The sequence below is a fragment of the Streptomyces puniciscabiei genome (assembly GCF_006715785.1).
GTDB classification, from domain to species: Bacteria; Actinomycetota; Actinomycetes; order Streptomycetales; family Streptomycetaceae; genus Streptomyces; species Streptomyces puniciscabiei.
Genome location: NZ_VFNX01000001.1, coordinates 649,028 through 674,548 on the forward strand (window position 1 = coordinate 649,028; position 25,521 = coordinate 674,548).

Below are 25,521 nucleotides of genomic sequence, written 5' to 3' on the forward strand. Positions count from 1 at the left end.
CGATGAGACTTCTCGACCGCCCCTTGCGCTCGCTCGAAGAGCTGGGCACCCAACTCTCCTTCTACGGCCGTTCGCTCGCGTGGACCGGCCGCACGCTGCGCCGCTACAAGAAGGAGATCCTGCGGCTGCTCGCCGAGGTGAGCTTCGGGCGCGGTGCGCTCGCCGTCGTCGGCGGCACGGTCGGCGTGATCGCCTTCCTGTCCTTCTTCACCGGCACCGAGGTCGGCCTGCAGGGGTACGCGGCCCTGAACCAGCTCGGCACCTCCAACTTCGTGGCGTTCCTGTCGGCGTACTTCAACACCCGGGAGATCGCCCCGCTGGTGGCCGGACTCGCGCTGTCGGCGACGGTCGGCGCCGGGTTCACGGCGCAGCTCGGCGCCATGCGGATCAGCGAGGAGACCGACGCGCTGGAGGTGATGGGCGTCCCGTCGCTGCCGTTCCTGGTGACGACCCGGATGATCGCCGGCTTCGTCGCGGTGATCCCGCTGTACGTGATCGGGCTGCTGTCCTCCTACCTCGCCGCCCGCACCATCACCACCGGCTACTACGGGCAGTCGACGGGCACCTACGACCACTACTTCCACCAGTACCTGCCACCGGTGGACGTCCTGTGGTCCTTCGGCAAGGTGATCGTCTTCGCGGTGCTGATCATCCTGGTGCACTGCTACTACGGCTACCACGCGAGCGGCGGCCCGGCGGGCGTGGGTGTCGCGGTGGGCCGGGCGGTGCGGACGTCCATCGTCGCCATCAACGTCCTGGACTTCTTCCTGAGCCTCGCGATCTGGGGCGCCAACACGACCGTACGGATCGCGGGGTGAGGCCGGTGCGCACGCTGAGACTCAGGCTGTACGGCATCGCGTTCCTCGTCGTGCTGGCGCTGCTGCTGTCCCTCGCGGTGGCCGTCTACCAGCAGGCGTTCACCTCCGTCGTACCGATCACCCTGCGGGCCGACACCCTCGGCAACCAGCTCGATCCGCGCGCCGACGTCAAGCTGCGCGGGGTGCTGGTGGGCGAGGTGCGCGAGGTGCACGCCGACGGCACGAAGGCGACCCTCGACATCGCGCTGAAGCCGGGTTACGTCCCGTACATCCCCGCGGACGTGCACGCCCGGCTGCTGCCCAAGACGCTGTTCGGCGAGAAGTACGTCGACCTGGTCCCGCCCGCCCGCTCCACGGCCCGGCCCATCCACGCAGGAGACGTGATCACCCAGGACCGTACGAAGGTCGGCATCGAGGTGCAGCAGCTGATGAACGACCTGCTGCCGCTGCTGCGGACCGTGCGGCCCGGTGAACTCGACGCCACCCTCTCGGCGTTCGCCACCGCCCTGGAGGGCCGCGGCGACCGGATCGGCGACAACCTCACCCGGGTCGAGGGCTATCTGCGCCGGCTCAACCCGCACCTGCCGTCGCTGAAGGAGGACATCTCCCGGTTCGCCGACGTCGCCGAGGTGTACGGCGACGCCGCGCCCGATCTGATGCGGATCCTGCGCAACACGGTCACCACCAGCCGCACGATCGTCGAGAAGCAGGACCAGCTGGCCGCGGGGCTCCGCTCGACCGCCGCCGCGGCGGGCACGGCGGACGACTTCCTCGCCGAGAACGGCGACCGGCTGATCACCCTCGGCCGGGTCTCCCGCCCCACCCTGGAGCTGTTCGCCCGCTACTCCCCCGAGTACCCGTGCCTCTTCCAGGGCCTGGTCCGGCAGGAGAAGGCCTCGGAGGACGCGTTCCGGGGCGGCGAGATGCGCATCACCCTCGAGGTCGTCCGGCCGCAGGGGGCGTACCGGCCCGGTGAGGAGCCGGTCTACGGCGAACGGTCGGGACCGGACTGCCGTGGCCTGCCGCACCCGGCCGTGCCCGGGCCGAAGCCCCATCTCAACGACGGTACGTCCGCCGGAGGTTCCGGCGGCGCACTCCCCGGAGGTGTCGACGTGTCCGCCACCCGGGCCGAACAGCGGGCCGTCGGCTCGCTCGTGGCCCCCGTCATGGGCGTCCCCGCGGACCAGGTGCCGCCCGTCGCGACCCTGCTGTTCGGGCCGCTCGCGCGCGGAACGGCGGTGAGCGTCGCATGAGCAGGCCAGGAGCCCGGCAGACCGCCGCCCCGCTGATCAAGTTCAGCCTGTTCGCGCTGGTCACGATCACGGCGACGGCACTGCTCGCCGCCACCATCGTCAATCTCTCCTTCACCCCGAAGGACACCTACCACGCGGTGTTCTCCGACGTGACCGGGCTGGAGACCGGTGACGACATCAGGGTGGCCGGAGTCCGGGTCGGTCAGGTCGAGGACATCCGGATCAAGGACCGGACGCTGGCCGAGGTCACGTTCTCCGTCACCGCCGACCGGCCGCTGCTGACGTCCACCCACGCGGTCGTCCGCTACCGCAACCTGGTCGGACAGCGGTACATCGCGCTCACCGAGGGCACCGGCGACGGCACCGGGCGGCTGCGGCCGGGCGGCACCATCCCGCTGTCCCGGACCCAGCCGGCGCTGGACCTCAACGCCCTGCTGAACGGCTTCAAGCCGCTGTTCGCCGCGCTCAGCCCGAGCGACGTCAACCAGCTCGCCACCGAGATCATCCAGACCTTCCAGGGCGAGGGCGGCACGGTGAACAGCCTGCTCACGCACACCGCCTCGCTCACCACGACGCTCGCCGACCGCGACCAGCTGATCGGCTCGGTGATCGACAACCTCAACACCGTCCTGGCGACCCTCGACAAGCGCGGCTCCCGCTTCTCGGACCTGCTCACCCAGCTGCGCCGGGTCGTCTCGGGCCTCTCCGCCGACCGGGGGCCCATCGGGAGGTCGCTGGTGAGCATCGGCGACCTCGCGGACGTCACGTCGGGTCTGCTGAAGGACGCGCGTGCGCCGCTGAAGGACGACATCGCCGGGCTCGGCGAGCTCACCGGAACGCTGAACGACAACCAGAAGACCGTGGAGGGCGTCCTGCAACGGCTGCCGAACAAGCTCAACGAGCTGACCGGGACGGCGTCCTACGGCTCGTGGTTCAACTTCTACCTCTGCGACTTCGACGGCCGGATCGTGCTGCCGGAGACGAAGCAGGTGCTCACCCCGCAGCTGCATGTGGCACGGGCGAGGTGCGGCGGATGAGTCTGCGTGCCGTACGAAAGCGCCGCCCCGAGCCCCTGGTGAAGGTGCGGGTCCTGCCGCCGAAGCTGCTGAGGCTCCCGCGGTTCCCCCGGCCGCTGCCGAAGCGCGAGGCCCGCCCCGAGCCCCTCGTGAAGGTGCGCGTCCTGCCACCGAAGCTGCTGAGGCTCCCGCATCTCCCTGGGGTCCCTCGGCTCCCCCGGCTGTCGAAGCGCAGGCCCCGCCCCCAGCCCCTGGTGAAGGTGCGCGTCCTGCCACCGAAGCTGCCCGCGATCCGGCTGAGGCGCCCGCGCCTGAAGCCGTTCCGTGAGCGCAACCCGGTCGTCGTGGGCGCCGTCGGTCTCACGGTCCTCGCGCTGCTCACGGTCGCCGCGTTCAACGCCGACAGCCTGCCGCTGATCGGTGGCGGCGACACCTACAGCGCGGCCTTCTCGGAGGCGGGCGGGCTCAAGCCGGGCGACGAGGTGCGGATCGCCGGGGTCAAGGTCGGCAAGGTCGACGGCGTCGACCTGGACGGCGACCACGTCAAGGTCACCTTCAAGGTGAAGGGCCGCCCGGGATTCGGCACCGACACGGGCGCGGCGATCCGGGTCAAGACGATCCTCGGCGCCAAGTACCTGGCGCTGTACCCGAAGGGGCCGGGCCAGCTGAAGCCGGGCAGCGAGATCCCGCTCGGGCGGACGGTGTCGGCGTACGACGTCGTCCAGGCGTTCAGCGACCTGACCACGACCAGCGAGAAGGTCGACACGGACCGGCTCGCCAAGGCGCTGGACACGATCTCCGTCACCTTCCAGGACTCGCCGGCGGAGGTACGGGCATCGATCAAGGGGCTGTCGCGGATCTCCCGGACCGTCGCCTCCCGGGACAAGGCACTGCGCGGGCTCCTCGACCATGCGAACGGGGTCACCAAGGTGCTGGCCGACCACACGAAGGACTTCTCCGCGCTGGTGAAGGACGGCGACGCGCTGTTCAAGGAGATCGCCGACCGCCGCGCGGCGATCCACAAGCTGCTCAAGGCCTCGGCGCTGCTGGGCATCGAGCTGTCCGGTCTGGTCGACGACAACAGCAAGGAGATCGGGCCGGCCCTGAAGAACCTGAACACCTTCGTGACCATGCTGGAACGCAACCAGGCGAGCCTCGACCGCAGTGTGCGGCTCCTCGCGCCGTACGTCCGGCTCTTCACCAACACCCTCGGCAACGGCCGCTGGTTCGACTCCTACGTCCAGAACCTGGTCGCGGCTCCGGTCACGCCGCGGACGGGAGGCACCCGATGACCCGCAGACTCCTGGCCCTGTTCACCGCGCTCGCCGTCGTCGTGGCGCTCGCCGTGGCCCTGTGGCCGCACTCCGACCCGGTCCGGGTCACGGCGTACTTCCCGCGTACGGTCGGCATCTACCCCGGCTCCGACGTCCGCGTCCTCGGTGTCCGCATCGGCGAGGTCGAGAAGATCACGCCGGAGGGCGGCCGGGTCCGGGTGGAGCTGGCGTACGACCGGGGCCGCAAGGTTCCCGCCGACGCGCAGGCCGCCATCGTCAACTCCTCGGTCGTCAGCGACCGTTACGTACAGCTGCTGCCGGTGTACCGGAAGGGACCGCTCCTGCGGGACGGCGACGTCATCCCCGAGTCCCGTACGGCCGTCCCCGTCGAGCTGGACCGGATCTTCGACAGCCTGCACACCACCGCCGAGGCGCTCGGGCCGAACGGCGCCAACCAGCGGGGCTCGTTGTCCCGGCTGCTCGGGGTGAGCGCGGACAACCTCCGGGGCCAGGGCAAGGACCTCAACCAGACGGTCGAGGACCTGTCCCAGGCGGTCACCACGCTGTCCGACGGCCGCGGCGACCTGTTCGGAACCGTCCGGCACCTCCAGGTGTTCACGGCCGCGCTGGCGGCGGACGACACCAGCGTGCGGTCGTTCGACACCGACCTCGCCGACGTGGCCGGGCAGCTCGCCGGGGAGCGCACGGATCTCGCGGCCGCGCTGAAGTACCTGGCCGCCGCCCTCGGTGACGTGTCCGGCTTCGTGAAGGGCAACAAGAAGGCGCTGACCTCGGACGTCGCGGGCCTGGCCAAGGTCACCAAGGTCCTCGTCACCCAACGGGCCGCACTGGAGGAGCTGTTGACCGTCGCCCCCACGGGTCTGTCGAACCTGCAGAACGCCTACAACCCGGCCGCCGGCACCCTCGACACCCGCAACAACGCCCAGACCCCGCAGGACCCGGCGTCCCTGCTCTGCTCGATCCTCAGGACCACCGGGGACGACCACGGCAGCTGCACGGACCTGAAGAAACTCTTCGACTCCCTGCCGAAGCTGCCGGCGGCCCCCGCGACGACGGGCACGGTCGACAAGACCCTCGGCGGAATCCTGGGGGCACGGGCATGAGCGTGCGGAGCATGGGGCGGGCGGCCGCCTGGACAGCGGTCGGCTCGCTGCTGCTGACCGGCTGTGAGTTCAACGGCTGGTACGACGTCCCGCTGCCCGGCGGCGCCGCCTCGGACGGCCACGCCTACCACGTCACCGTGGAGTTCCGGGACGTACTGGACCTGGTGCCGCAGTCGGCGGTGAAGGTGAACAACGTCACCGTGGGCACGGTCGAGAAGGTGCAGCTGGACGGCTGGCACGCGCGCGTGCGACTCAGAATCGCCGACTCGGTGAAGCTGCCCGGCAACGCGGTCGCCGATCTGCGGCAGACCAGCATGCTCGGCGAGAAGTACGTGGCCCTCTCGGCTCCGCCCGGCACCCGGCCCGTCGGCCGGCTCCGCGACGGCGACCGCATCCCGCTCTCCCGCAGCGGCCGCAACCCTGAGGTCGAGGAGGTGCTGTCGGCCCTGTCCGCGCTGCTCAACGGCGGCGGGGTGGCCCAGCTGAAGACGATCACCGTCGAGCTGAACAGGGCCCTGAACGGCCGCGAGGACCGGGTCAGGTCGCTGCTGAAGCAGCTCGACACGTTCCTCGGGGGCCTCGACGACCAGCGGGCGGAGATCGTGCGTGCGCTGGGGGGCGTCGACCGGCTCGCCAAGCGGCTGAAGAAGGAGAAGAAGACCATCGCCCAGGCCGTCGACACCATGCCGCCCGCCCTCAAGGCCCTCGCCGACCAGCGCAAGGACCTGACGAAGATGCTCACCGCCCTGTCCAGGCTCGGCACCACCGGCACCCGCGTGGTGAACGCCTCCAAGGACGACACGGTCGCCAACCTGAAGGAGCTGCAGCCCATCCTGGCGGAGCTGAACAAGGCGGGCGACGACCTCCCCAACTCCCTGGAGATCCTGACCACCTACCCCTTCCCGCGCAACGCCACGGACGCCATCAGGGGCGACTACGTCAACCTGAGGATCACCGCCGACCTGGACCTGGCCGGCCTCTACGGCAACGTCACCGGAAAGCCGGGCAAGGGCAGGAAGTCCCCGGCGCCCAAGCCGCCGAGCCTGCCCGGCGTCCCCACTCCCACCCCGCTCCCGTCCCTGCCGGCCCCGCCGTCCCTGCCCGGCGCCCCGACCGTGCCACCCGTGCCCTCGAAGCCGTCCGACGGCAGCACCCTGCTGTGCCCACCGGTGTGCACCGCGGCCTACGGCACCTCGGACGGCGCGCGTCGCCTCCCGCCCGGGGTCGACCTCGGCCTCGCCGAGCTGATGCTGAAGGGGATGCTGCCGTGATCACACGTACGGTCAGGGCCCAACTGCTCGCCTTCGCGGCCGTCACCGCCCTCGGGGTGTCGTACGTCGGCGCCCGGTACACGGGCCTGCTGGACGACGTCCTGCACCGCGGCTACACCGTGCGCGCCGACTTCGCCGAGTCCGGGGGCGTCTTCCCCGGCGCCGAGGTCACCTACCGGGGTGTGCCGGTGGGCCGCGTGAGCGACCTGCGGCTGAACGGCTCCGGGGTGTCGGTGGCGCTGAAGATCGAGGACGGCGCCCCGCGGATCCCGGCCGACACGCTCGCCGTGGTCGCCGACCGTTCGGCGGTGGGCGAGCAGTACGTCGACCTCCAGCCGCGCCGGTCGGGCGGGCCGTACCTGATGGACGGCAGCCCGATCCCGCGCAGCCGGACCCGGACCCCGCTGCCGGTCACCGACCTGGTCCTCAGCCTCGACCGGCTGGTCAACTCGGTCGGCAAGGACGATCTGCGGGTCACCGTCGACGAGTTGGGCAAGGCCTTCGCCGGCACCGGGCCGAACCTCAGCCGTCTGGTGGACTCCGGCAACGCGCTGGTGGAGTCGGCGTCCCAGTCGCTCCCGGAGACGACCTCGCTGATCGAGGACTCGCGGAAGGTGCTCAGGACCCAGGCCGACCAGGGCTCGGCGATCAAGTCCTTCTCCCGCGACCTGGCCGATCTCACCCAGCAGCTGAAATCGAGCGACGGCGATCTGCGCCGGCTGATCGGCACCACCGCGCCCGCCGCCCAGCAGCTCGACTCCCTGCTGAAGTCCACGCGACCACAGGTGCCGGTCCTGCTGGCCAACCTGATCAGCGGCGGCCAGATCACCGTGGCCCGGCTGCCCGGCGTCGAACAGGCCCTGGTCACGCTCCCGCTCACTGTCGCGGGCAGCTACACGGTGATCCCCGGCGACGGCACCACCCACTTCGGGCTGACCGTGAACGCCGACGACCCGCCCGCCTGCACCCAGGGCTACGGCACCCAGCGGCGCGACCCCGCCGACACCAGCACCCGCCCGGCGAACACCGCCGCGCACTGCACGGCACCGCGCGGCAGCAAGACCTCGGTGCGCGGCGCGCAGCACGCACCCGGCGCGACGACCGGTCCGGCCGGCGCGAACCAGGCCGCGTTCGTGGCCCCGTACGACCCGGAGACCGGCACGGTGACCGGCCCGGGCGGAACGCCCGTCGAGATCGGCTCGACAGGCGGCGAACAGACCGTGTTCGGAAAGGAGTCGTGGCAATGGCTGCTCGTGGGACCGATGGCATGACAGGGGGGCGGAGGAGGCTGCTGTCGGCGGGGCTCGTCGCCGCGACCGTGCTGACGACCGTCCTGTGCGTCTGGCTGGGCCTGAAGCTGGCCGACCAGCGCCAGGCGGAGCAGCGCCGTCAGGACATCCTGGCGGCGGCCCGCCAGTCGGCGCTGAACTTCACCTCGCTCGACTACCGGCACTACGGCCGGGACAGCCGCACCGTGCTGAACGGCGCCACCGGCGACTTCAAGAAGCAGTTCGCCGCGCAGACCGCGCAGTTGACCAAGCTCGTCGCGCAGAACAGGTCGGTGTCCGAGGGACAGGTTCTGGAAGCGGGCATCGTGCGCTCCGACGAGCACTCGGCCCGGGTCCTGGTCGTGGCCGACAGCAAGGTGACCAACACCGCCGCGCCGGAGGGCCAGGCGCGCACCTACCGGATCCAGCTCGACCTCGTGCGGGTGGCCGGCCGCTGGCTGACCTCCGACGTCGCCTTCGTGGGCTGACCCGCCCGTGAGACCAGAGTTGAGGAGAGACACCGTGGCGAACCCCACCTCCCGCGTGCGGGGCACCGGCTCCCCGGCCCGCCGCACCCTGACCGCGGCCGCCCGGGCGGCGGCCAAGCGGGCGGGGCGGCCGACGCGGCCCGAACGCAGTGCCGGCCCGGACCACCCGCACCAGGAGACGCCCCACGGGCGCACCCTGCTCATCGATCCCCCGGCGTCCGGCTGGGAGGACCCGCCGGAGCCCGAGCCGGTCGAGCCGGTCGAGTCGCCCAAGGCATCCGAGGCATCCGACGAGGAGCCGCAGGAGACCCCGCCCCCGCGCGGGCTCGGACGGCGCGTGCTCACCGCCGTACTGGGCGTCGTCCTCGTGGCGGCCCTGGTCATGGCCGCCGTTCTCGGGTGGCAGTACCGGCAGGGGCGGCAGGCGGAGCAGGCCCGCGGCGAGGCCCTCGCGGCCGCGCGGAAGGCGGCGCCGGTCGTGCTGTCGTACGACTACCGGCACCTCGGCCGGGACTTCGCCCGGGCCCGCGCCCTGCTGACCGGGCACTTCCGCGACCAGTACGGCAGGACGACGAAGACGGTCGTCGCGCCGACCGCGACGAAGTACCACGGCGTGGTGAAGGCGACCGTGGCCACGCCCTCCGACGGCGGCGCCCCGGCGGTCTCCGTCGTGTCCGCCTCGCCGGACAGGGTCGTCGTCCTGCTCTTCGTCAACCAGATCACCGAGAGCACCCAGGTCCCGGAGCCCCGGCTGGACCTGAACCGGGTGCGGATGACCCTCACCCGCACCTCCGGCGGCTGGAAGGTGAGCGGCGTCGACGCCCTCTGACCAGGCCTTCCCCTGTGCCCCCGCGCGCTCGCGCGGGGGCACTTTTTCGTGGGCTCTCTTGACAGTCCTCCCCCCTCACAGGCAGTCTTTCCATACAGCAGAAACCAACTTCCGCAATACGGAATAACAGAGAAGGGAGCGCCGTCCCCGTGGGATTCGCAGACCAGCGCTTCAACGTCAACCTGTCGATCCTCTTCACGGAACTCCCGCTCCCGGAGCGTCCCGCGGCCGCCGCCGCGGCGGGCTTCACGGCGGTCGAGCTGTGGTGGCCCTGGGTCGACTCCCCCACCCCCGAGCAGTCCGAGCTCGACGCCCTGAAGAAGGCGATCGAGGACGCGGGCGTGCAGCTCACGGGCCTGAACTTCTACGCCGGACAGCTGCCGGGCCCGGACCGCGGCGCCCTGTCGATCCCCGGCGCGGAGTCGGAGAGGTTCCGCGCCAACATCGACGTGGCCATCGCCTTCGCCGGGTCCCTGGGCTGCACGACGTTCAACGCCCTGTACGGCAACCGCGTCGACGGCGTGGACCCGGCCGAGCAGGACGCGCTCGCCCTGGAGAACCTGGTCCTCGCGGCCGAGGCCGTCGGGCGGGTCGGCGGCACCATCCTGATCGAGGCCCTCAACGCGCCCGAGTCGCCGAAGTGCCCGATCGTGAGCGCGCCCCGGGCCATCGAGATCGTGGACAAGGTCAACGAGGCGACGGGTCTCGGGAACGCCAAGTTCCTGATGGACCTGTACCACCTGTCCATGAACGGCGAGGACCTGCCCTCGGTCATCGAGCAGTACGCGGCGAAGACCGGCCACGTCCAGATCGCCGACAACCCCGGCCGCGGCGCCCCCGGGACGGGCTCGCTGCCGCTCCTTGAGCTGCTCGACCAGCTCAAGAAGGCCGGTTACGACGGCTGGGTGGGCCTGGAGTACAAGGCCGGCGACCGCCCGAGCGCCGAGGCCTTCGACTGGCTCCCGCGCGAAGCCCGCGCGGCCCGCTGAACACCCATGACTTTGCACAGCAGTTGAGAGAGGCACCCCCTGACATGAGCACTCTTCCCAAGATCGCCTGGATCGGCCTCGGCATCATGGGCTCCCCCATGTCCGAGAACCTGATCAAGGCGGGTTACCAGGTCACCGGCTACACCCTGGAGCAGGACAAGCTGGACCGCCTGGCCGCCGCCGGCGGCACCGCCGCCTCCTCCATCGCCGAGGCCGTGCGCGACGCCGACGTGGTCATCACCATGGTGCCCGCCTCCCCGCAGGTCGAGGCCATCTCCTACGGCCCCGAGGGCATCCTGGAGAACGCGAAGCAGGGCGCCCTGCTGATCGACATGTCCTCGATCACCCCGCAGACCTCCGTGGACCTCGCGAAGGCCGCCAAGGACAAGGGCATCCGGGTGCTGGACGCCCCGGTGTCCGGCGGTGAGGCCGGTGCCATCGAGGCCGTGCTGTCGATCATGGTCGGCGGTGAGCAGGCCGACTTCGACCAGGCCAAGCCGATCTTCGAGGCGCTGGGCAGGACCATCGTGCTGTGCGGCCCGCACGGCTCCGGCCAGACCGTGAAGGCGGCCAACCAGCTGATCGTCGCCGTGAACATCCAGGCGTGCGCCGAGGCCGTGGTCTTCCTGGAGAAGTCGGGCGTGGACCTGCAGGCCGCCCTCGACGTCCTCAACGGCGGCCTGGCCGGCTCGACGGTGCTGACGCGCAAGAAGGACAACTTCCTGAACCGCGACTTCAAGCCGGGCTTCCGCATCGACCTGCACCACAAGGACATGGGCATCGTCACCGACGCCGCCCGCAACGTCGGCGCCGCGCTGCCGGTCGGCGCCGTGGTCGCCCAGCTGGTCGCCTCCCTGCGCGCCCAGGGCGACGGGGGCCTCGACCACTCGGCCCTGCTGCGGGCCGTGGAGCGCCTCTCCGGCGCCCAGGTCTGACCGGTCCCCGAAGACTTCCGGGCCGCGGCGCCGCTGACACCTGTCCTGTCGCGCCCAGGCGGCGCCGCGGCCCGGAATCAACTTCAACAAACTGTTGACGCCCAGATCGCCCTACTTCTAGGCTCCACAAAGCGGAAGAAGATTTCCGCTGCCACCCGCACGGAAGGTCCACGATGTCGAAGCGCGTGCTCACGGCGCGAACTCTCACCACGGAGTCCGGCGCACCGGTCGCAGACAACCAGAATTCCGCCTCCGCCGGCGTAGGCGGCCCGCTCCTGATCCAGGACCAGCACCTCCTGGAGAAGCTCGCGCGCTTCAACCGCGAGCGCATCCCGGAGCGCGTGGTGCACGCCCGTGGCTCCGGCGCGTACGGCCACTTCGAGGTGACGGACGACGTCACCGGCTTCACCCACGCCGACTTCCTCAGCGAGATCGGCAAGCGCACCGAGGTGTTCGTGCGCTTCTCCACGGTCGCCGACTCCCTCGGCGGCGCCGACGCCGTCCGTGACCCGCGCGGCTTCGCGGTGAAGTTCTACACCGAGGAGGGCAACTACGACCTCGTCGGCAACAACACCCCGGTGTTCTTCATCAAGGACCCGATCAAGTTCCCCGACTTCATCCACTCGCAGAAGCGCGACCCGTTCACGGGCCGTCAGGAGCCGGACAACGTCTGGGACTTCTGGGCGCACGCCCCCGAGGCCACGCACCAAGTGACCTGGCTGATGGGCGACCGCGGCATCCCGGCGTCGTACCGGCACATGAACGGCTACGGCTCGCACACCTACCAGTGGACGAACGCTTCGGGCGAGGCCTTCTTCGTCAAGTACCACTTCAAGACGAACCAGGGCATTCGCTCGCTGAGCAGCGAGCAGGCCGCGGAGATCGCGGGCAAGGACCCCAACTCCCACCAGACGGACCTGCTGCAGGCCATCGAGCGGGGCGTGCACCCGTCGTGGACCCTGTACGTCCAGCTCATGCCGGCGGCCGAGGCGGCGGACTACCGCTTCAACCCGTTCGACCTGACCAAGGTGTGGCCGCACAAGGACTACCCGCTGCAGCGCGTGGGCCGCCTGGTGCTGGACCGCAACCCGGACAACGTCTTCGCCGAGGTCGAGCAGGCCGCGTTCTCCCCGAACAACTTCGTGCCGGGCATCGGCCCCTCCCCCGACAAGATGCTCCAGGGCCGCCTGTTCGCCTACGCGGACGCGCACCGCTACCGCCTGGGCGTCAACCACACCCTGCTCGCCGTGAACGCCCCCAAGGCGGTCCCGGGCGGCGCCCAGAACTACGGCCGCGACGGCTTCATGGCGGTCAACGGCCAGGGCCGCGGCGCCAAGAACTACGAGCCGAACTCCTACGACGGCCCGGTGGAGACCGGCCGCCCGCTGTCCGCCCCGCTGGCGGTGTCGGGCCACACGGGCACCCACACGGCCCCCCTCCACACCAAGGACGACGACTTCTTCCAGGCGGGCGAGCTGTACCGGCTGATGTCCGCGGAGGAGAAGTCCCGCCTGGTCGCGAACATCGCCGGCGGCCTCTCGCAGGTCTCCCGCGACGACGTGATCGAGAAGAACCTGGCCCACTTCCACGCCGCCGACCCGGAGTACGGCAAGCGCGTGGAGGAGGCGGTCCGCGCCCTGCGCGAGGACTGAGGACAGGTAACACCCGAACTGCGTACGGGATCTGACGGGAGGTCATGATCTCCGTACGCGGCCCGCGCGGCACGCCGTACGACCCGGATGAGGGGTGGCCGTACGACGGTGGGCGCGGGCAGGGCGAGGACCGTGGCGGCGTGTGAGCCAGTGCGGTGGTGAAGGACCGAGTCCCCTTCTCGACCAGAGGGAAGGGGTCCCCGGCTCCGTCGCACCCACCACGGTCCCACCCAGCCCCTTCGCGGGGGCTCCCCCACCCCGTCCGGCGGCGCGAACGACCTGTCGCGCCCAGCCTCGCGCCGTCGGACGGCCATCACCGAGAACGCTCCCCACGCCGGCTCGACGCCCGCGCAGAGGGAGCGTTCGGCGTTGCGGGGCACCTTCTCCGCATGTCCCTGTCGACGATCCCTCCGGGCGGCTCGATCGGGCCGGAGGACCGCAGGGCGAGCAGCGCGGTGCGCGCCTTGGCCACGGCGGTGCGGCCGGCCATCGGCATCCCGCCGTCGGCCCGGCGCAGGACCACCACCTCACTGAAGGCACCCGCCCACCGCGCCCGGCACCACCGGGCGGCGGCCGACGTGCGAGAAGCCGGCCGGCGCAGCACGCTGAGCACATGGGCAATACGCAGTACCCGCACATCGTGGTCCACTCGCCCGCCCTGGACGGGTCCCGGCGGGTCACCGAGGGAGACGTGACGCTGGGGATCGCCTCGCATCTGGACGATGTCGTGGAGATCCTGCGGCTGGCCGATCTGGACCGGATCGAGGTGGAGGAGAGCGATCTCATCGAGTGGCAGGGCGGCGGACCCGACGACTGGCCGGGGCTGTCGGAGCACGAGCTGTGACGGCCGGGCGTACGACAGTGGTCGTAGGCGGGCTACGCCATCCTCAAATGAACCTCTGAAGACAGCGCTGGAGGCTTCAACCGCCCCCGCGGCAGGGCAGATTACGTGCACCAGGGGCCCGCCGGCACGGGGGCGGCGGGCCCCGCACGGGGGAGCACGACGGGGGATGCCACGGGGGACGCGAAAGGGCGGCCCGTCCTTGGGGACGGGCCGCCCTTGGTGTGCCTGGCGGTGTGACGTGAGGGTCAGACCTTCAGCGGCTTGATGGACGTCGGCGCGTGGCCGGGCTCGGTGGCCAGCTCCTCGAACTCGGAGATGTCGCTGATGTCCATGGTGCGGCTCATCGAGATGTTGGTGATCCGCTCCAGGATCGCCTCGACGACGACCGGCACCCGGTACTCGGCGGCCAGCTTCTTCGCCTGCTCGAAGGCCGCGCCCAGCTGGTCCGGCTCGGTGACCCGGATGGCCTTGCAGCCCAGCCCCTCGGCGACCTTGACGTGGTCCACGCCGTAGACGCCGATCTCGGGCGTGTTGATGTTCTCGAACTCCAGGTTGACCTGGAAGTTGATGTCCAGGCCGATCTGCGCCTGGCGGATCAGGCCCAGGTAGGCGTTGTTCACCAGCACGTGGACGTAGGGGATCCTGTGCTGGGCGGCGACCGCCAGCTCCTCGATCAGGAACTGGAAGTCGTAGTCGCCGGACAGCGCGACCACCGGGGAGTCCGGGTCGGCCTTGGCGACGCCGATCGCGGCCGGGATGGTCCAGCCGAGCGGACCGGCCTGGCCGCAGTTGATCCAGTGCCGCGGCTTGTAGACGTGCAGCATCTGCGCGCCGGCGATCTGGGAGAGGCCGATGGTGGTGACGTACCGGGTGTCCGGGCCGAAGGCCTTGTTCATCTCCTCGTACACGCGCTGGGGCTTCATGGGCACGTTGTCGAAGTGCGTACGGCGCAGCAGTGTGGCCTTGCGCTCCTGCGTCGAGGCGACCCAGTCGCTGCGGTCGGGGAGCCTGCCCTGCGCCTTCAGCTCCTTCGCCACCTCGACGAACAGTTCCAGCGCGGCCTTGGCGTCGGAGACCACACCGTAGTCCGGCGGGAAGATCTTGCCGATCTGGGTGGGCTCGATGTCGACGTGGACGAACTTGCGGTCGCCCCGGTAGACGTCGAGCTTGTACCCGGTGTGGCGGTTGGCCCAGCGGTTGCCGATGCCGAGGACGAAGTCGGACTCCAGGAAGTTGGCGTTGCCGTACCGGTGCGAGGTCTGCACGCCCACCATGCCGGCGTTCAGCTCGTGGTCGTCGGCCAGCACGCCCCAGCCCATCAGGGTCGGGATGACCGGGGTCTGGGTCAGCTCGGCGAACTCCACCAGCAGGTCGGCGGCGTCGGCGCCGAGGATGCCGCCGCCGGCCACGATGACCGGGCGCTGCGACTCCAGAAGAAAGGTGATCGCCTTCTCGATCTGGGCGCGGGTCGCGGCCGGCTTGTAGACGGGCAGCGGCTCGTACGTCTCCGGGTCGAACTCGATCTCGGTGAGCTGGACGTCGATCGGCAGGTCGATCAGGACCGGCCCGGGACGGCCGGAGCGCATCAGGTGGAAGGCCTGCTGGAAGACGCCGGGGACCTGCGCGGCCTCCAGGACCGTGACCGCCATCTTGGTGACCGGCTTGGCGATCGAGGCGATGTCGACGGCCTGGAAGTCCTCCTTGTGGATCACGCTGGTGGGCGCCTGGCCCGTGATGCACAGGATCGGGATGGAGTCACCGATGGCCGAGTACAGGCCGGTGATCATGTCGGTGCCGGCCGGACCGGACGTGCCGATGCAGACGCCGATGTTGCCCGGCTTGGTGCGGGTGTACCCCTCGGCCATGTGTGAGGCGCCCTCGACATGGCGGGCGAGGGTGTGGCTGATGCCACCCCCCTCTTTCAGCGCCTTGTAGAAGGGGTTGATCGCCGCGCCCGGCACACCGAAGGCGTCGGTGACGCCCTCGCGCTTGAGGATCTCAACTGCCGCGCGGGCAGCGGTCATACGAGCCATCGAGTACTCCTGCTTCGGCTTCTCGGATGCGTACTCCCGTCGCGCCCCGCGGTGAGCACAGTCTCCAGGTGGTCACACTCCGCAATCTTTTCCGTATTGCGGAAGTAAACTTCTACTATCTGGAATCAATGTAGAAGCGGGCACCAACTGCCGTCAAGGGAGACCGGAGACAGGTCAAGCGCCGGACAAGCGGCGTGCGAGAGGAGGACGATGGGAGCCGCTGTCCCGACGCGACGGTTCCGAGGTGACGCCTGGGGGTGGGCCATGCCCAAGAGCGTGCCGGTGCGCTGCCCGGCCTGCCGGCGCGAGCACGTCTACACCGTGCCGTGGTATCCGTGCGTGTGCGGCGCGCCCACCGCCCCGCGACTGGATCCGGCCGGCGCACCGGCCGTGGCCGCCCACCGGGCCTGGGACGACGAATGGATCTCCGTGCCGTGCACCGCCTGCGGGCGCCGGTGCCAGTGGCCGCACCCGGAACTGGGCTGCCCCTGCGGCACGGTCCTGCGCATCCCGGTGGCGGTGACACCTCCGGCGGACAGCGGTCTCTCACCGGCGCCGGGCGAGCCCGATACCCCCGCCCACCGCCCCGCCTTCCAGCCGCGCGCCATCCGCACCGCCCGTGACGCCGTCACCGTCGCCGCGCTGTATCTGCGCTGGCTCGGCTACCGGGACATCCGCCGCGCCGACCAGCGGCCCCCGAACGGCATCGGCCTCGCCGCGCACGGGCTCCTCGCCCAGGTGGACCCGACCGTGCGCCCGGCGGCGCCGCGGGACGTGGAGTGCCTGTGGCTGACCGCGATGACGGAGTCCGCGGGCTGCGTGTACTTCTCCCTCGCGGGTTACCGGGACGACGCCCGGGCCCGGGCGGACACCCTCGGCGTCCCCCTCTTCGTCCTGGACCTCGCGGGCGTCCCGCAGCCGGTGAACGACCACGCCGACGCGCTGAACACCGAGGGCGCGCCGGAACCCGGACCCCGGCGGCGGGACCGGCGCAGCTGAGCCCCGGGGTCGATGCGCCGCTGTTCGACGGGTCCCGGCCGAGTGCGCCGCCGACAGTGCGCTCTCCGGGACCCGTCCCCGAGCATGTATCGGATGCTCGGTTCCGGCCGTCTCACACCTGGTACTTCTCCCGCAGTTCGACCTTGCGCACCTTTCCGGACACCGTCATCGGGAACGAGTCGAGGATCTGCAGCCGGCTGGGGATCTTGTAGTGGGCGAGCCGGCCCTGGCAGAAGGCGCGGAGTTCCTCCAGGGTGAGCGGGTCGGCCGCGTCGTGCGGGATGACGCAGGCCAGGACCTCCTCGCCGTACGTCTCGTGCGGCACCCCGACGACCTGGACGTCCCTGATCTTCGGGTGGGCGTGGAGGAACTCCTCGATCTCGCGCGGGTAGATGTTCTCGCCGCCCCGGATGATCATGTCCTTGATCCGGCCGACGATCTCGACGTACCCGTCCTCGCGCATCACCGCCAGGTCCCCGGTGTGCATCCAGCGGCCCGCGTCGACGGCGTCGGCGGTCTTCTCGGGCTCGTTCCAGTAGCCGAGCATCACGCTGTAGCCGCGGGTGCACAACTCTCCCGCCGTCCCGCGCGGTTGAGTGACTCCGGTGGCCGGGTCGACGACCTTGACCTCCAGGTGCGGCAGCACACGTCCGACGGTGCCCGTGCGGTGCTCCAGGTCGTCGTCGCGGCGGGTCTGCAGCGACACCGGGGAGGTCTCGGTCATGCCGTAGCAGATGGACACCTCCGCCATGTGCATCTCGGCGACGACCCGCTTCATCACCTCCACCGGGCACGGCGAGCCCGCCATGATGCCCGTGCGCAGGGTGGAGAGGTCGTACGTGGCGAAGTCGGGGAGGTTCAGCTCGGCGATGAACATGGTCGGGACGCCGTAGAGGGATGTGCAGCGCTCCTGCTGCACCGCCTCCAGGGTGGCCTGCGGGTCGAAGGAGGGGGCCGGGATGACCATGCAGGCGCCGTGCGAGGTGGCGGCCAGGTTGCCCATGACCATGCCGAAGCAGTGGTAGAAGGGCACGGGGATGCAGATCCGGTCCTGCTCGGTGTAGGCGATCAACTCCCCCACGAAGTAACCGTTGTTGAGGATGTTGTGGTGGGACAGGGTGGCGCCTTTCGGGAAACCGGTGGTCCCCGAGGTGTACTGGATGTTGATGGGGTCGTCGCAGGACAGTTCCTCGTACGGCGCGTCACCGGCGCCCCGCCCGAGCAGTGCCTCCCAGCTCGGGTCGCCGATGTACACGACCTCGCGCAGCGCCGGGCACCTGCCGCGCACCTCCTCGACCATCGCCCGGTAGTCGCTGCTCTTGTGGCTCAGCGAGGCGAACAGCAGGGAGATCCCTGCTTGGTTGAGAACGTACTCGACCTCGTGCGTGCGGTAGGCCGGGTTGATGTTCACCATGATCGCGCCGATGCGGGCGGTGGCGTACTGGACCAGGACCCACTCCGGGCAGTTGACCGCCCAGATGCCCACCCGGTCGCCCTTGACGACTCCGCTCGCGACCAGCGCCTGGGCCAGCTCCTCGACGGCCGCGCCGAATTCCGCGTACGTCCAGCGCCGCCCCGACGGCACGTCGACCAGCGCCTCACGGTCCGGCCAGGCGGCCACGGCCCGGTCCAGGTTGGCGCCGATGGTGTCGCCGAGCAGGGCGGTGGAACCGGTTCCGTGGGTGTACGACAGCGAGGTCCCCTGCGGGTACGGCAGCGGTGCGGTCACCGGAAGTCCTCCTCGCGGTACTCGTTCGCGGAGCCGGCGGCCGTCGCCTCGCGCAGCTCGATCCGGCGGATCTTGCCGGAGACGGTCTTGGGCAGCGCGCCGAACTCCAGCCGGCGGACGCGCTTGTAGGGGGCGAGCACCTGACGGGAGTGCTCGAAGATGACCTTCGCGGTGTCCGGTCCGGGCTCGAACCCCTCGGCGAGCACGACGTACGCCTTCGGCACGGCGAGCCGCAGCTCGTCCGGCGCGGGCACCACGGCGGCCTCGGCCACCGCCTCGTGCTCCAAAAGGGCACTTTCCAGCTCAAATGGGGAAATCTTATAGTCACTCGCCTTGAATACGTCGTCCGCCCGGCCCACGTACGTCAGGTATCCCTCCGCGTCGCGGGAGGCGATGTCCCCGGTGCGGTAGTAGCCGCCCGCCATGGCCTCGGCCGTGCGGTCCGGGTCGCCGTGGTAGCCGGTCATCAGGCCGACCGGGCGCTCGGACAGGTCGAGGGCGATCTCGCCCTCGGCTGCGCCGGGCGCGCCGGAGACCGGGTCGAGGAGCTCGACGCGGTAACCGGGGCTCGGGCGGCCCATGGAGCCGGTCTTCAGCGGCTGGCCGGGGCTGTTGGAGACCTGTACGGCGGTCTCGGTCTGCCCGAAGCCGTCCCGGATGGTGACGCCCCAGGCCCGCCGGACCTGCTCGATGACCTCGGGGTTGAGCGGCTCACCGGCGGCCACCACCTCGCGCGGCGGGGTGGCGAGGAGGCCCAGGTCGGCCTGGATGAGCATGCGCCACACGGTCGGCGGGGCGCAGAAGGTGGTGACGCCCGCCCGGTCCATCTCGGCCATCAGCCGGGCCGCGTCGAAGCGGGTGTAGTTGAAGAGGAAGACGGTCGCCTCGGCGTTCCACGGCGCGAAGAGATTGGACCAGGCGTGCTTGGCCCAGCCCGGCGAGGAGATGTTCAGGTGCACGTCCCCGGGTTTCAGGCCGATCCAGTACATGGTGGCCAGATGCCCGATGGGGTACGAGGTGTGGGTGTGCTCGACCAGCTTGGGGCGGGCGGTCGTGCCGGAGGTGAAGTAGAGCATCAGCGGGTCGTCGGCCAGGGTGGGGCCGTCGGGCAGGAACTCGGCGGGTGCGGTGTACGCGTCCTCGTACGGCTCCCAGCCCTCCTCGGGCAGGCCGCCGACCGCGATCCGCGTGTAATCGCCGGGCACGTCGGCGAACTTCGCGGTGTCCTCGGCCCGTACGATCACGTGCCTCACCCGGCCCCGGTCCACCCGGTCGCGCAGATCGGCCGGCCCGAGCAGCGGGGTGGCCGGGATGACCACCGCGCGCAGTTTCATCGCCGCCAGCGCGGTCTCCCACAGCTCGGTCTGGTTGCCGAGCATGACCAGGATCCGGTCCTCGGCGGCGACGCCCCGCGCCCGCAGCTGGTTCGCGACCCGGTTCGACCGCTCGGACAGCTCGGCGAACGACAGGCGCCTCTCGCCGCCGTCCTCCTCGACGATGTGCAGCGCGGTCCTGTCGTTGCCGGCGGCGATCACGTCGAACCAGTCCAGCGCCCAGTTGAACTGCGCGGGCCGGGGCCAGGCGAAGCCGTCGTAGGCGGCGGCATAGTCCGCTCGGTGCGCCAGCAGAAAGTCCCGGGCCTCGCGGAACGACTCGGTCGCCGTCGTCATCTGGTTCCTCCTCATCACCGGACCATTGCCGGGCGGCTCTCTGGCATCGTCTAATCCGTGATGCAGGTCTCACCACCCCCGAACGGGGGTGGGGGCGGCAGAAGGGGCGGACACGTGACGGCAGACCCGGCGGGCACGGTGGAGATCGGCGGCGCACTGGCCCGGCTGCGGTGTGCCACGGGGCTTCCGGTGGCCTTCGGCGGGCTGGTCGAGTCCGGCCGGCCGCAGATCCGGATCAGCGAGCTGAGCGGCACCACCACGGCCGCCCTGCGCTCGCTCGCGGTGACCTCCGGCAACGGGCTGGGCGGCAAGGCGGTGGCACTGGCCCGCCCGTGCGCGGTGACGGACTACCCCAGCTCCCGGCAGATCAGCCACGAGTACGACGTGCCGGTGGCCGCGGAGGGCATCCGCTCGGTCGTCGCGGTCCCGGTGGTGGTACGGCGCCGGGTGCGCGGCGTGCTGTACGGCGCGCTGCGCTCGGCCCAGCCGCTCGGCGACCGCACGCTGGGCGCGGCCATGGCCGTCGCCCGGGACGTGGAGCAGGCGCTGGTGGTGCGCGACGAGGCGCGGGGACTGCTGGCGGCGGCCCGCCCGGAGCCCGCCGGCGGCGACCAGGGTGCCGCCTGGGAACAGGTGCGTGAGGCGCATGCGGCGCTGCGCGCCCTCGCCCCCCGGATCGGCGACCCGGAACTGCGGGCCGAACTGCTCGCGGCCTGCGGACTGCTGACGGCGCCGCCACGGTCCGGCGGCGTGACCCTGGCGCCGCGGGAGCTGGACGTGCTGTCCTGGGTGGCGGCGGGGGCGACCAACGCGGCCGTGGCCGAGCGGCTGGGGCTGCGCGCGGAGACGGTGAAGGGCTATCTGCGTTCGGCGATGCGGAAGCTGGGCGCGCACACCCGGGGGGAGGCGGTGACCGCGGCGCGCAGGGCGGGACTGCTGCCGTGACGGCGGTCAGTTGGGAAACCTACCCATTCAAGCGGCGACGCCTTGAATTTCCTTATGCTTGACCATTTGTTATTTCCCTCACCACGGCTTCCGTCCGAATTTGAAGGATCGTTGCCTAGAATTTGGCCCGGACACGACACGAGGGGAGCGGTGACCGTGCGACGGGACTTCCAGGAGCCTGCCAGGTGCCGCCCCGACCTGGTCATCGGCCGCGAGGACCTGCTCGCCGGCGCCCGTGACCAACTCGCCTCGGGCGGCAGTGTGCTGCTCCACGGTCCCGCCGGAATAGGGAAATCCACCGTCCTGCGGGCATTGGCCGAGGAATACGGCGCCACCGCCCGCACCGTCCTGCGCTGCTCCGCCACCGAGTCCGAATCCCATCTTCCCTTCCTGGCCCTCGCCGACCTCTTCGGCCTGGTCCTCGACGAGGTCTCCCCCCGGCTGCCCCTCGCCCAGCGCACCGCCCTGGAGTCGGCGCTCACCGGCCGCGGCGAGTCCAGCCTCCAGCGCGACGGACTCGCCCTGCGCCTCGCGGTGCTCTCCGCGCTGCGCGCCCTGGCCACGCACGGCGGCGTCCTCGTCGTCGCCGACGACCTGCAGTGGCTCGACCCGGCCAGCGCCGAACTGCTCGGCTTCGCCGCCCGCCGCCTGGAGGGCACCCCGGTGCAACTGCTGTGCGCGGTACGCACCGAGGGCCAGGAGAGCCAGGAGTACGACCGGCACCTGCGCTCCTGCCCGCCGGGCACCCTCGCGGTCCGGCTGGGCCCGCTCTCCCGCGCCCAGGTCGCCCAGCTGCTCGACCACCGCGGCCACGCCGGCCTGCCCCGCTCCACCGTCCGCGAGATCCACCGCACGTCCGGCGGCAATCCGCTGTTCGCCCTGGAACTCGGCCGCGCCCTCGCCGACAGCCCCACCCCGCCGCGGCCGGGCGAGCCGCTGCCGGTGCCGACCAGCCTGCGCGCCCTGGTGCTGAGCCGCCTGGACATGCTGTCGGTCGAGGCCCGCCGCACCCTGCTGGTGGCCAGCGCCGGCGCCCGCCCCACCCCGGCGCTGCTGCGCGCGGCCGGCCGGACCAACGCCGAGGCCGAGTGCGCCCAGGCCGCCGAACTCGGGCTGCTGGCCACCGGACCCGACGTCCCCGCCGTACGGTTCGCGCACCCGCTGATATCCGCCGCGCTGTACGCGGAGGCGCCCGCGCACGAACGGCGCGCCGCGCACGCGGCCCTGTCCACGGCCGCCTCCGACCCGATCGAACGGGCCCGGCACCTGGCCCTGGCCACCACCGGCACCGACCCGGACGTCGCCGCCCGGCTCGCCGAGGCCGCCGCCCTCGCCCGGGACCGCGGCGCCCCCTCGGTCGCCGCCCACCTGGGGCTGCTCGCCGCCCGGCACACCCCCGCCGACGGTGTGCCGAGCCAGGAGGAGCGCCGGCTGCAGGCCGCCGAGGACGCGATCACCGCGGGCGAGATCGACCTGGCCCGGGACATCGCCCGCGAGGTGCTGTCCCGGGCGAGCGTGCCCGCCGACCGGGTGCGGGCCTGGATCATCGTCATCGACAGCGCCGGCCACACCATGGCCGAGGTCGACGCCGTCTTCCCGCAGGCCCTCGCCGACGCCGGCGACGATCCCCGGCTGCTGGGCCTGGTGCACTACCAGCTGGCCTGGCGGGCGCTGATCGTCGAGGGCGACTTCACCGAGGCCCGCGAGGCCGCCGCGCACGCCGCCGAGCTCGCCGCGCAGGGCAAGGACCGGCGCACCGAGCTGCTCTCCCTCGCCTTCCAGGCGCAGACCGAGACGTTGATGGGCCACCCGGAGGCGCCCCGGACCATCCAGCGCGCCCTGAAGGAGCCTCAGGACCCCCGGGTGGCCTGCCATCACAACGGGGCGAGCAGCGCCCGGTTCCGCTGGCTGGTCATGGGCGACCAGCTGGCCGAGGCCCGGGCGACCGTCACCGCGCTGCTGCGCGAGGTGCGCCGGCGCGGCTCGGTGGAGAGCGAGGTGCACTTCCTGCGCGGCCTCGCCGAGACCGAGCTGCGCACCGGGCACTGCGGGCGCGCCCTGGAACTGGCCCGGGAGAGCCTGCGCCTGGCCCGGGACTCCGGGATCGGCGAGACCGCCTCGGCGATGCTCACCTCACTCGCCGAGGCCTCCGGCGGGGACGTGGACCGGGCCCTCGCGCTCGCCCGGGAGGCGGTGGAGCACGCCGAGGAGGACGGCGACCAGATGTACCTCTCCCGGGCCCTGGGCGCGCTCGGGTACGCCCAGCTGGTGGCCGGGGACCCGGCGGGCACCGTGCGTTCCCTGCGCCGGGTGCGGACGCTGGAGCTCGGGCTCGGGATCACCGACCCCGCCCGCGGCCGCTGGCAGGGCGATCTCGCCGAGGCGCTGGTCCGGATCGGTGAACCGGCCGAGGCGCAGGACGTCATCGACGCGAGCCGCGAGCACGCCCTCAGGCTCGGCCGGGAGAGCGTCCTCGCCGTCCTCGACCGCTCCGAGGCCCTGGTGCGGGCCGCGCGGGGCGAGCTGGACGCCGCGCTCGCCCAGCTGACGTCCGCTCAGGACCGGCTCGGGAAGCTCGGCTACGGGCTGGAGGAGGCCCGGGCCGCGTTCGCGCTCGCCCGGCTGCGCGGCACCGGCCCCGGATCCGCGGCGTACGACGAGGCCACCCGGATGTTCCGCCGCTGCCGGGCGCTGCCCTGGCTGCGCCAGGTGGACGAATCCCTCACCGCCCCCGAGCCCGCGCCCGCGCTCGCCGCGCCGGAGGCCCTGGACGCGCTGGAGGGGCTGGCCGCGATGGAGCGTCAGGTCGCCGCGCTGGTCATGGAGGGCGCCACCAACCGGGAGATCGCCGCCCGGCTGTTCATCAGCGTCAAGACGGTGGAGGCGACCCTGACCCGGGTCTACCGCAAGCTGGGGATCCGCTCGCGGGTGGACATCGTCCGATTGGCGGCGGCTCGCCGCGCGAACTGAGCGCCGCGCTTGTTAACTGAACCGGACCGAGGGTTTTCCCTCACCCAACCCCCTAGGGGGTTCCCTCATTGGGAGCCGAGGGTTCCGGGTCCTAGCGTAAAGGGCGTGCCGCTCGCCCGGGCACACGGGGTCGGTCCCTCCCCCACGCTCGGCTTCGCTCGCGCGGGGGTGCCCCCACCCCGTGCACACCCCCCACACCCGTGCGAACCCCCCACCGGTGCAAACCCCACTGAGGAGCTTCATGTTCGGGCCCAGACGTGCAAGACAGACCGCCGCGACCCTGGTGGCCGGTGCCGCCGCCGCGGCGACCGCGCTGCTCGCCTCCCCCACGGCGAGCGCCGCCCCGCAGCCCATCGTCGGCGGTACGACCACCACGACGGCGGCCTACCCGTTCGTCATGCAGATCACCGACGCGTCCGGCAGCCAGTTCTGCGGTGGCACCCTGGTGGCCGCCAACAAGGTCGTGACGGCCGCGCACTGCATGGCGGGCGAGTCCGCGAGCAACGTCCGTGTGGTCGGCGGCCGGACCAATCTCAACGGCACCGACGGCACGGTCGCCAAGGTCAGCAAGATCTGGGTCAACCCGGACTACACGGACGCCACCAACGGCCACGACGTGGCCGTGCTGACCCTCGCGACGTCGATGCCGTACAAGCCGGTGTCGTACGTCTCCTCCTCCCAGACGGACGTGTACGCGGCCGGCGCCACGGCCCGCATCCTCGGCTGGGGGACCACCTCGGAGAACGGCAGCTCCTCCAACCAGCTGCGGACCGCGACCGTCCCGCTCGTGTCCGACTCCAGCTGCAAGAGCTCCTACGGTTCGGACTTCGTCCAGTCCGACATGGTGTGCGCCGGATACTCCTCCGGCGGCGTAGACACCTGCCAGGGCGACAGCGGCGGTCCCCTGCTCATCGGGGGCGTCCTGGCAGGGATCACTTCCTGGGGCGAGGGGTGCGCGGAGGCCGGTTACCCGGGTGTGTACACCCGGCTGACCACCTTCTCGGACCTCGTGACCGCGCAGGTCAACTCGTAACCCAAGAAGACCACCCGAGCACCCCTCGGGTAGATGCCAGGGGGGCGTTGCGAGCCACCACGAGCGGCCCGCAGCGCCCCCCTCTCCACGTCCACCCCCGCGGAACGCGGAGGCCCGGGGCGCAGGGGCTACTTGTCGGCCGTGAGCTTCCCGGCCGCGCCCCAGCTGTCCGCCGGGACCTCGTGGATCCACACCTGCACGGTCTCCGCCGGGATCCGGTACGCGTCGACGAACGCGTCGGTGACCCGCTTGACCAGCTCCCGCTTGAGCTCGATGTCGCGCGGGCCCTGCTGGATGGTGACGATCGGCATGGCTGAACTCCCTCGATCGGTGTTCCTGTTCGGTGGGTCCAGTCCATCGCGGTGCGCGTCCGCGACCAAG

At 71.5% G+C, this 25,521-nt stretch carries 21 protein-coding genes; 17 read left to right on the plus strand and 4 right to left on the minus strand.

Going from position 1 to position 25,521, the window contains the following annotated elements; genetic code table 11:
* The first annotated feature begins 2 nt into the window (after nt 1–2).
* The 13 genes from FB563_RS03005 (at nt 3) to FB563_RS03070 (ending at nt 13,761) form a co-directional block, all read left to right on the plus strand.
* A complete protein-coding gene (locus tag FB563_RS03005) occupies nt 3–818 on the plus strand; it encodes an MlaE family ABC transporter permease (RefSeq protein ID WP_055703659.1) in 816 nt (271 codons plus the stop codon).
* A gap of 5 nt (nt 819–823) precedes the next feature.
* A complete protein-coding gene (locus FB563_RS03010) occupies nt 824–2,071 on the plus strand; it encodes an MCE family protein (protein WP_079048485.1) in 1,248 nt (415 codons plus the stop codon).
* On the plus strand, nt 2,068–3,108 hold the full coding sequence (locus FB563_RS03015; RefSeq protein WP_055703657.1) for an MCE family protein: 1,041 nt from the start codon (nt 2,068–2,070) through the stop codon (nt 3,106–3,108). The genes FB563_RS03010 and FB563_RS03015 overlap by 4 nt, the downstream gene beginning before the upstream one ends.
* 260 nt (nt 3,109–3,368) lie before the next feature.
* The gene (locus FB563_RS03020; protein ID WP_425281738.1) at nt 3,369–4,379 is read left to right on the plus strand and encodes an MCE family protein; all 1,011 of its coding nucleotides are present in this window, start codon (nt 3,369–3,371) and stop codon (nt 4,377–4,379) included.
* The gene (locus FB563_RS03025; protein ID WP_199832690.1) at nt 4,376–5,485 is read left to right on the plus strand and encodes an MCE family protein; all 1,110 of its coding nucleotides are present in this window, start codon (nt 4,376–4,378) and stop codon (nt 5,483–5,485) included. The genes FB563_RS03020 and FB563_RS03025 overlap by 4 nt, the downstream gene beginning before the upstream one ends.
* On the plus strand, nt 5,482–6,756 hold the full coding sequence (locus FB563_RS03030; protein WP_208766281.1) for an MCE family protein: 1,275 nt from the start codon (nt 5,482–5,484) through the stop codon (nt 6,754–6,756). Before FB563_RS03025 ends, FB563_RS03030 begins: the two co-directional genes overlap by 4 nt.
* Nucleotides 6,753–8,027 carry an MCE family protein gene (locus tag FB563_RS03035; protein WP_055703655.1) on the plus strand — a complete coding sequence of 425 codons (1,275 nt, stop codon included), beginning with the start codon at nt 6,753–6,755 and terminating at the stop codon, nt 8,025–8,027. Before FB563_RS03030 ends, FB563_RS03035 begins: the two co-directional genes overlap by 4 nt.
* On the plus strand, nt 8,024–8,512 hold the full coding sequence (locus tag FB563_RS03040; protein ID WP_107100486.1) for a hypothetical protein: 489 nt from the start codon (nt 8,024–8,026) through the stop codon (nt 8,510–8,512). The genes FB563_RS03035 and FB563_RS03040 overlap by 4 nt, the downstream gene beginning before the upstream one ends.
* Nucleotides 8,513–8,546: 34 nt before the next feature.
* Entirely contained in the window at nt 8,547–9,341 is a 795-nt protein-coding gene (locus tag FB563_RS03045) for a hypothetical protein (protein ID WP_055703653.1), read from the plus strand.
* 149 nt (nt 9,342–9,490) lie between these two features.
* Entirely contained in the window at nt 9,491–10,330 is an 840-nt protein-coding gene (locus FB563_RS03050) for a TIM barrel protein (RefSeq protein ID WP_055703652.1), read from the plus strand.
* 44 nt (nt 10,331–10,374) lie between these two features.
* A complete protein-coding gene (locus FB563_RS03055; protein WP_055703651.1) occupies nt 10,375–11,265 on the plus strand; it encodes a 2-hydroxy-3-oxopropionate reductase in 891 nt (296 codons plus the stop codon).
* Between the two features lie 173 nt (nt 11,266–11,438).
* The gene (locus FB563_RS03060; RefSeq protein ID WP_055703650.1) at nt 11,439–12,917 is read left to right on the plus strand and encodes a catalase; all 1,479 of its coding nucleotides are present in this window, start codon (nt 11,439–11,441) and stop codon (nt 12,915–12,917) included.
* A gap of 613 nt (nt 12,918–13,530) precedes the next feature.
* The gene (locus FB563_RS03070; protein WP_055703649.1) at nt 13,531–13,761 is read left to right on the plus strand and encodes a hypothetical protein; all 231 of its coding nucleotides are present in this window, start codon (nt 13,531–13,533) and stop codon (nt 13,759–13,761) included.
* A gap of 245 nt (nt 13,762–14,006) precedes the next feature.
* On the opposite strand, the gene gcl is transcribed toward FB563_RS03070, so the two are convergent.
* Nucleotides 14,007–15,794, minus strand: a complete 1,788-nt coding sequence (gene gcl, locus FB563_RS03075; RefSeq protein WP_079049077.1) for a glyoxylate carboligase — start codon at nt 15,792–15,794, stop codon at nt 14,007–14,009.
* A 264-nt stretch (nt 15,795–16,058) separates the two neighbouring features.
* Between gcl and FB563_RS03080 the strand changes: the two genes are divergently transcribed.
* Nucleotides 16,059–16,793 (plus strand): hypothetical protein, encoded by a 735-nt coding sequence (locus FB563_RS03080; protein ID WP_199833004.1) that lies wholly within the window; start codon nt 16,059–16,061, stop codon nt 16,791–16,793.
* Between the two features lie 112 nt (nt 16,794–16,905).
* Here the strand turns inward: FB563_RS03080 and FB563_RS03085 are convergent, their stop codons facing one another.
* Complete coding sequence (locus tag FB563_RS03085; protein ID WP_411573225.1) at nt 16,906–18,522, minus strand: AMP-binding protein; 1,617 nt, start codon at nt 18,520–18,522, stop codon at nt 16,906–16,908.
* Nucleotides 18,519–20,192 (minus strand): AMP-binding protein, encoded by a 1,674-nt coding sequence (locus FB563_RS03090; RefSeq protein WP_055709762.1) that lies wholly within the window; start codon nt 20,190–20,192, stop codon nt 18,519–18,521. Before FB563_RS03090 ends, FB563_RS03085 begins: the two co-directional genes overlap by 4 nt.
* A 114-nt stretch (nt 20,193–20,306) precedes the next feature.
* Here FB563_RS03090 and FB563_RS03095 point away from each other — a divergent pair, with 114 nt between their 5' ends.
* The 3 genes from FB563_RS03095 (at nt 20,307) to FB563_RS03110 (ending at nt 25,140) form a co-directional block, all read left to right on the plus strand.
* Nucleotides 20,307–21,137, plus strand: coding sequence for a helix-turn-helix transcriptional regulator (locus FB563_RS03095; RefSeq protein ID WP_055709761.1), 831 nt, complete (start codon nt 20,307–20,309; stop codon nt 21,135–21,137).
* A gap of 150 nt (nt 21,138–21,287) precedes the next feature.
* On the plus strand, nt 21,288–24,107 hold the full coding sequence (locus FB563_RS03100; protein WP_055709760.1) for an AAA family ATPase: 2,820 nt from the start codon (nt 21,288–21,290) through the stop codon (nt 24,105–24,107).
* A gap of 241 nt (nt 24,108–24,348) precedes the next feature.
* Nucleotides 24,349–25,140, plus strand: coding sequence for a S1 family peptidase (locus tag FB563_RS03110; protein WP_055706296.1), 792 nt, complete (start codon nt 24,349–24,351; stop codon nt 25,138–25,140).
* 128 nt (nt 25,141–25,268) lie between these two features.
* Here FB563_RS03110 and dmpI read toward each other — a convergent pair whose 3' ends face one another.
* Complete coding sequence (gene dmpI, locus FB563_RS03115; RefSeq protein ID WP_055706297.1) at nt 25,269–25,451, minus strand: 4-oxalocrotonate tautomerase DmpI; 183 nt, start codon at nt 25,449–25,451, stop codon at nt 25,269–25,271.
* Nucleotides 25,452–25,521: the final 70 nt, after the last annotated feature.

Excerpts from the sequence above, each read along its gene's own strand:
- FB563_RS03060 (WP_055703650.1), top strand. The coding sequence starts at position 11,439 with ATGTCGAAGCGCGTGCTCACGGCGCGAACTCTCACCACGGAGTCCGGC.
- FB563_RS03080 (WP_199833004.1), top strand. The coding sequence starts at position 16,059 with ATGCCCAAGAGCGTGCCGGTGCGCTGCCCGGCCTGCCGGCGCGAGCAC.
- FB563_RS03030 (WP_208766281.1), top strand. The coding sequence starts at position 5,482 with ATGAGCGTGCGGAGCATGGGGCGGGCGGCCGCCTGGACAGCGGTCGGC.
- FB563_RS03005 (WP_055703659.1), top strand. The coding sequence starts at position 3 with ATGAGACTTCTCGACCGCCCCTTGCGCTCGCTCGAAGAGCTGGGCACC.
- FB563_RS03070 (WP_055703649.1), top strand. The coding sequence starts at position 13,531 with ATGGGCAATACGCAGTACCCGCACATCGTGGTCCACTCGCCCGCCCTG.
- dmpI (WP_055706297.1), bottom strand. The coding sequence starts at position 25,451 with ATGCCGATCGTCACCATCCAGCAGGGCCCGCGCGACATCGAGCTCAAG.
- gcl (WP_079049077.1), bottom strand. The coding sequence starts at position 15,794 with ATGGCTCGTATGACCGCTGCCCGCGCGGCAGTTGAGATCCTCAAGCGC.
- FB563_RS03090 (WP_055709762.1), bottom strand. The coding sequence starts at position 20,192 with ATGACGACGGCGACCGAGTCGTTCCGCGAGGCCCGGGACTTTCTGCTG.
- FB563_RS03055 (WP_055703651.1), top strand. The coding sequence starts at position 10,375 with ATGAGCACTCTTCCCAAGATCGCCTGGATCGGCCTCGGCATCATGGGC.
- FB563_RS03025 (WP_199832690.1), top strand. The coding sequence starts at position 4,376 with ATGACCCGCAGACTCCTGGCCCTGTTCACCGCGCTCGCCGTCGTCGTG.
- FB563_RS03015 (WP_055703657.1), top strand. The coding sequence starts at position 2,068 with ATGAGCAGGCCAGGAGCCCGGCAGACCGCCGCCCCGCTGATCAAGTTC.
- FB563_RS03040 (WP_107100486.1), top strand. The coding sequence starts at position 8,024 with ATGACAGGGGGGCGGAGGAGGCTGCTGTCGGCGGGGCTCGTCGCCGCG.
- FB563_RS03110 (WP_055706296.1), top strand. The coding sequence starts at position 24,349 with ATGTTCGGGCCCAGACGTGCAAGACAGACCGCCGCGACCCTGGTGGCC.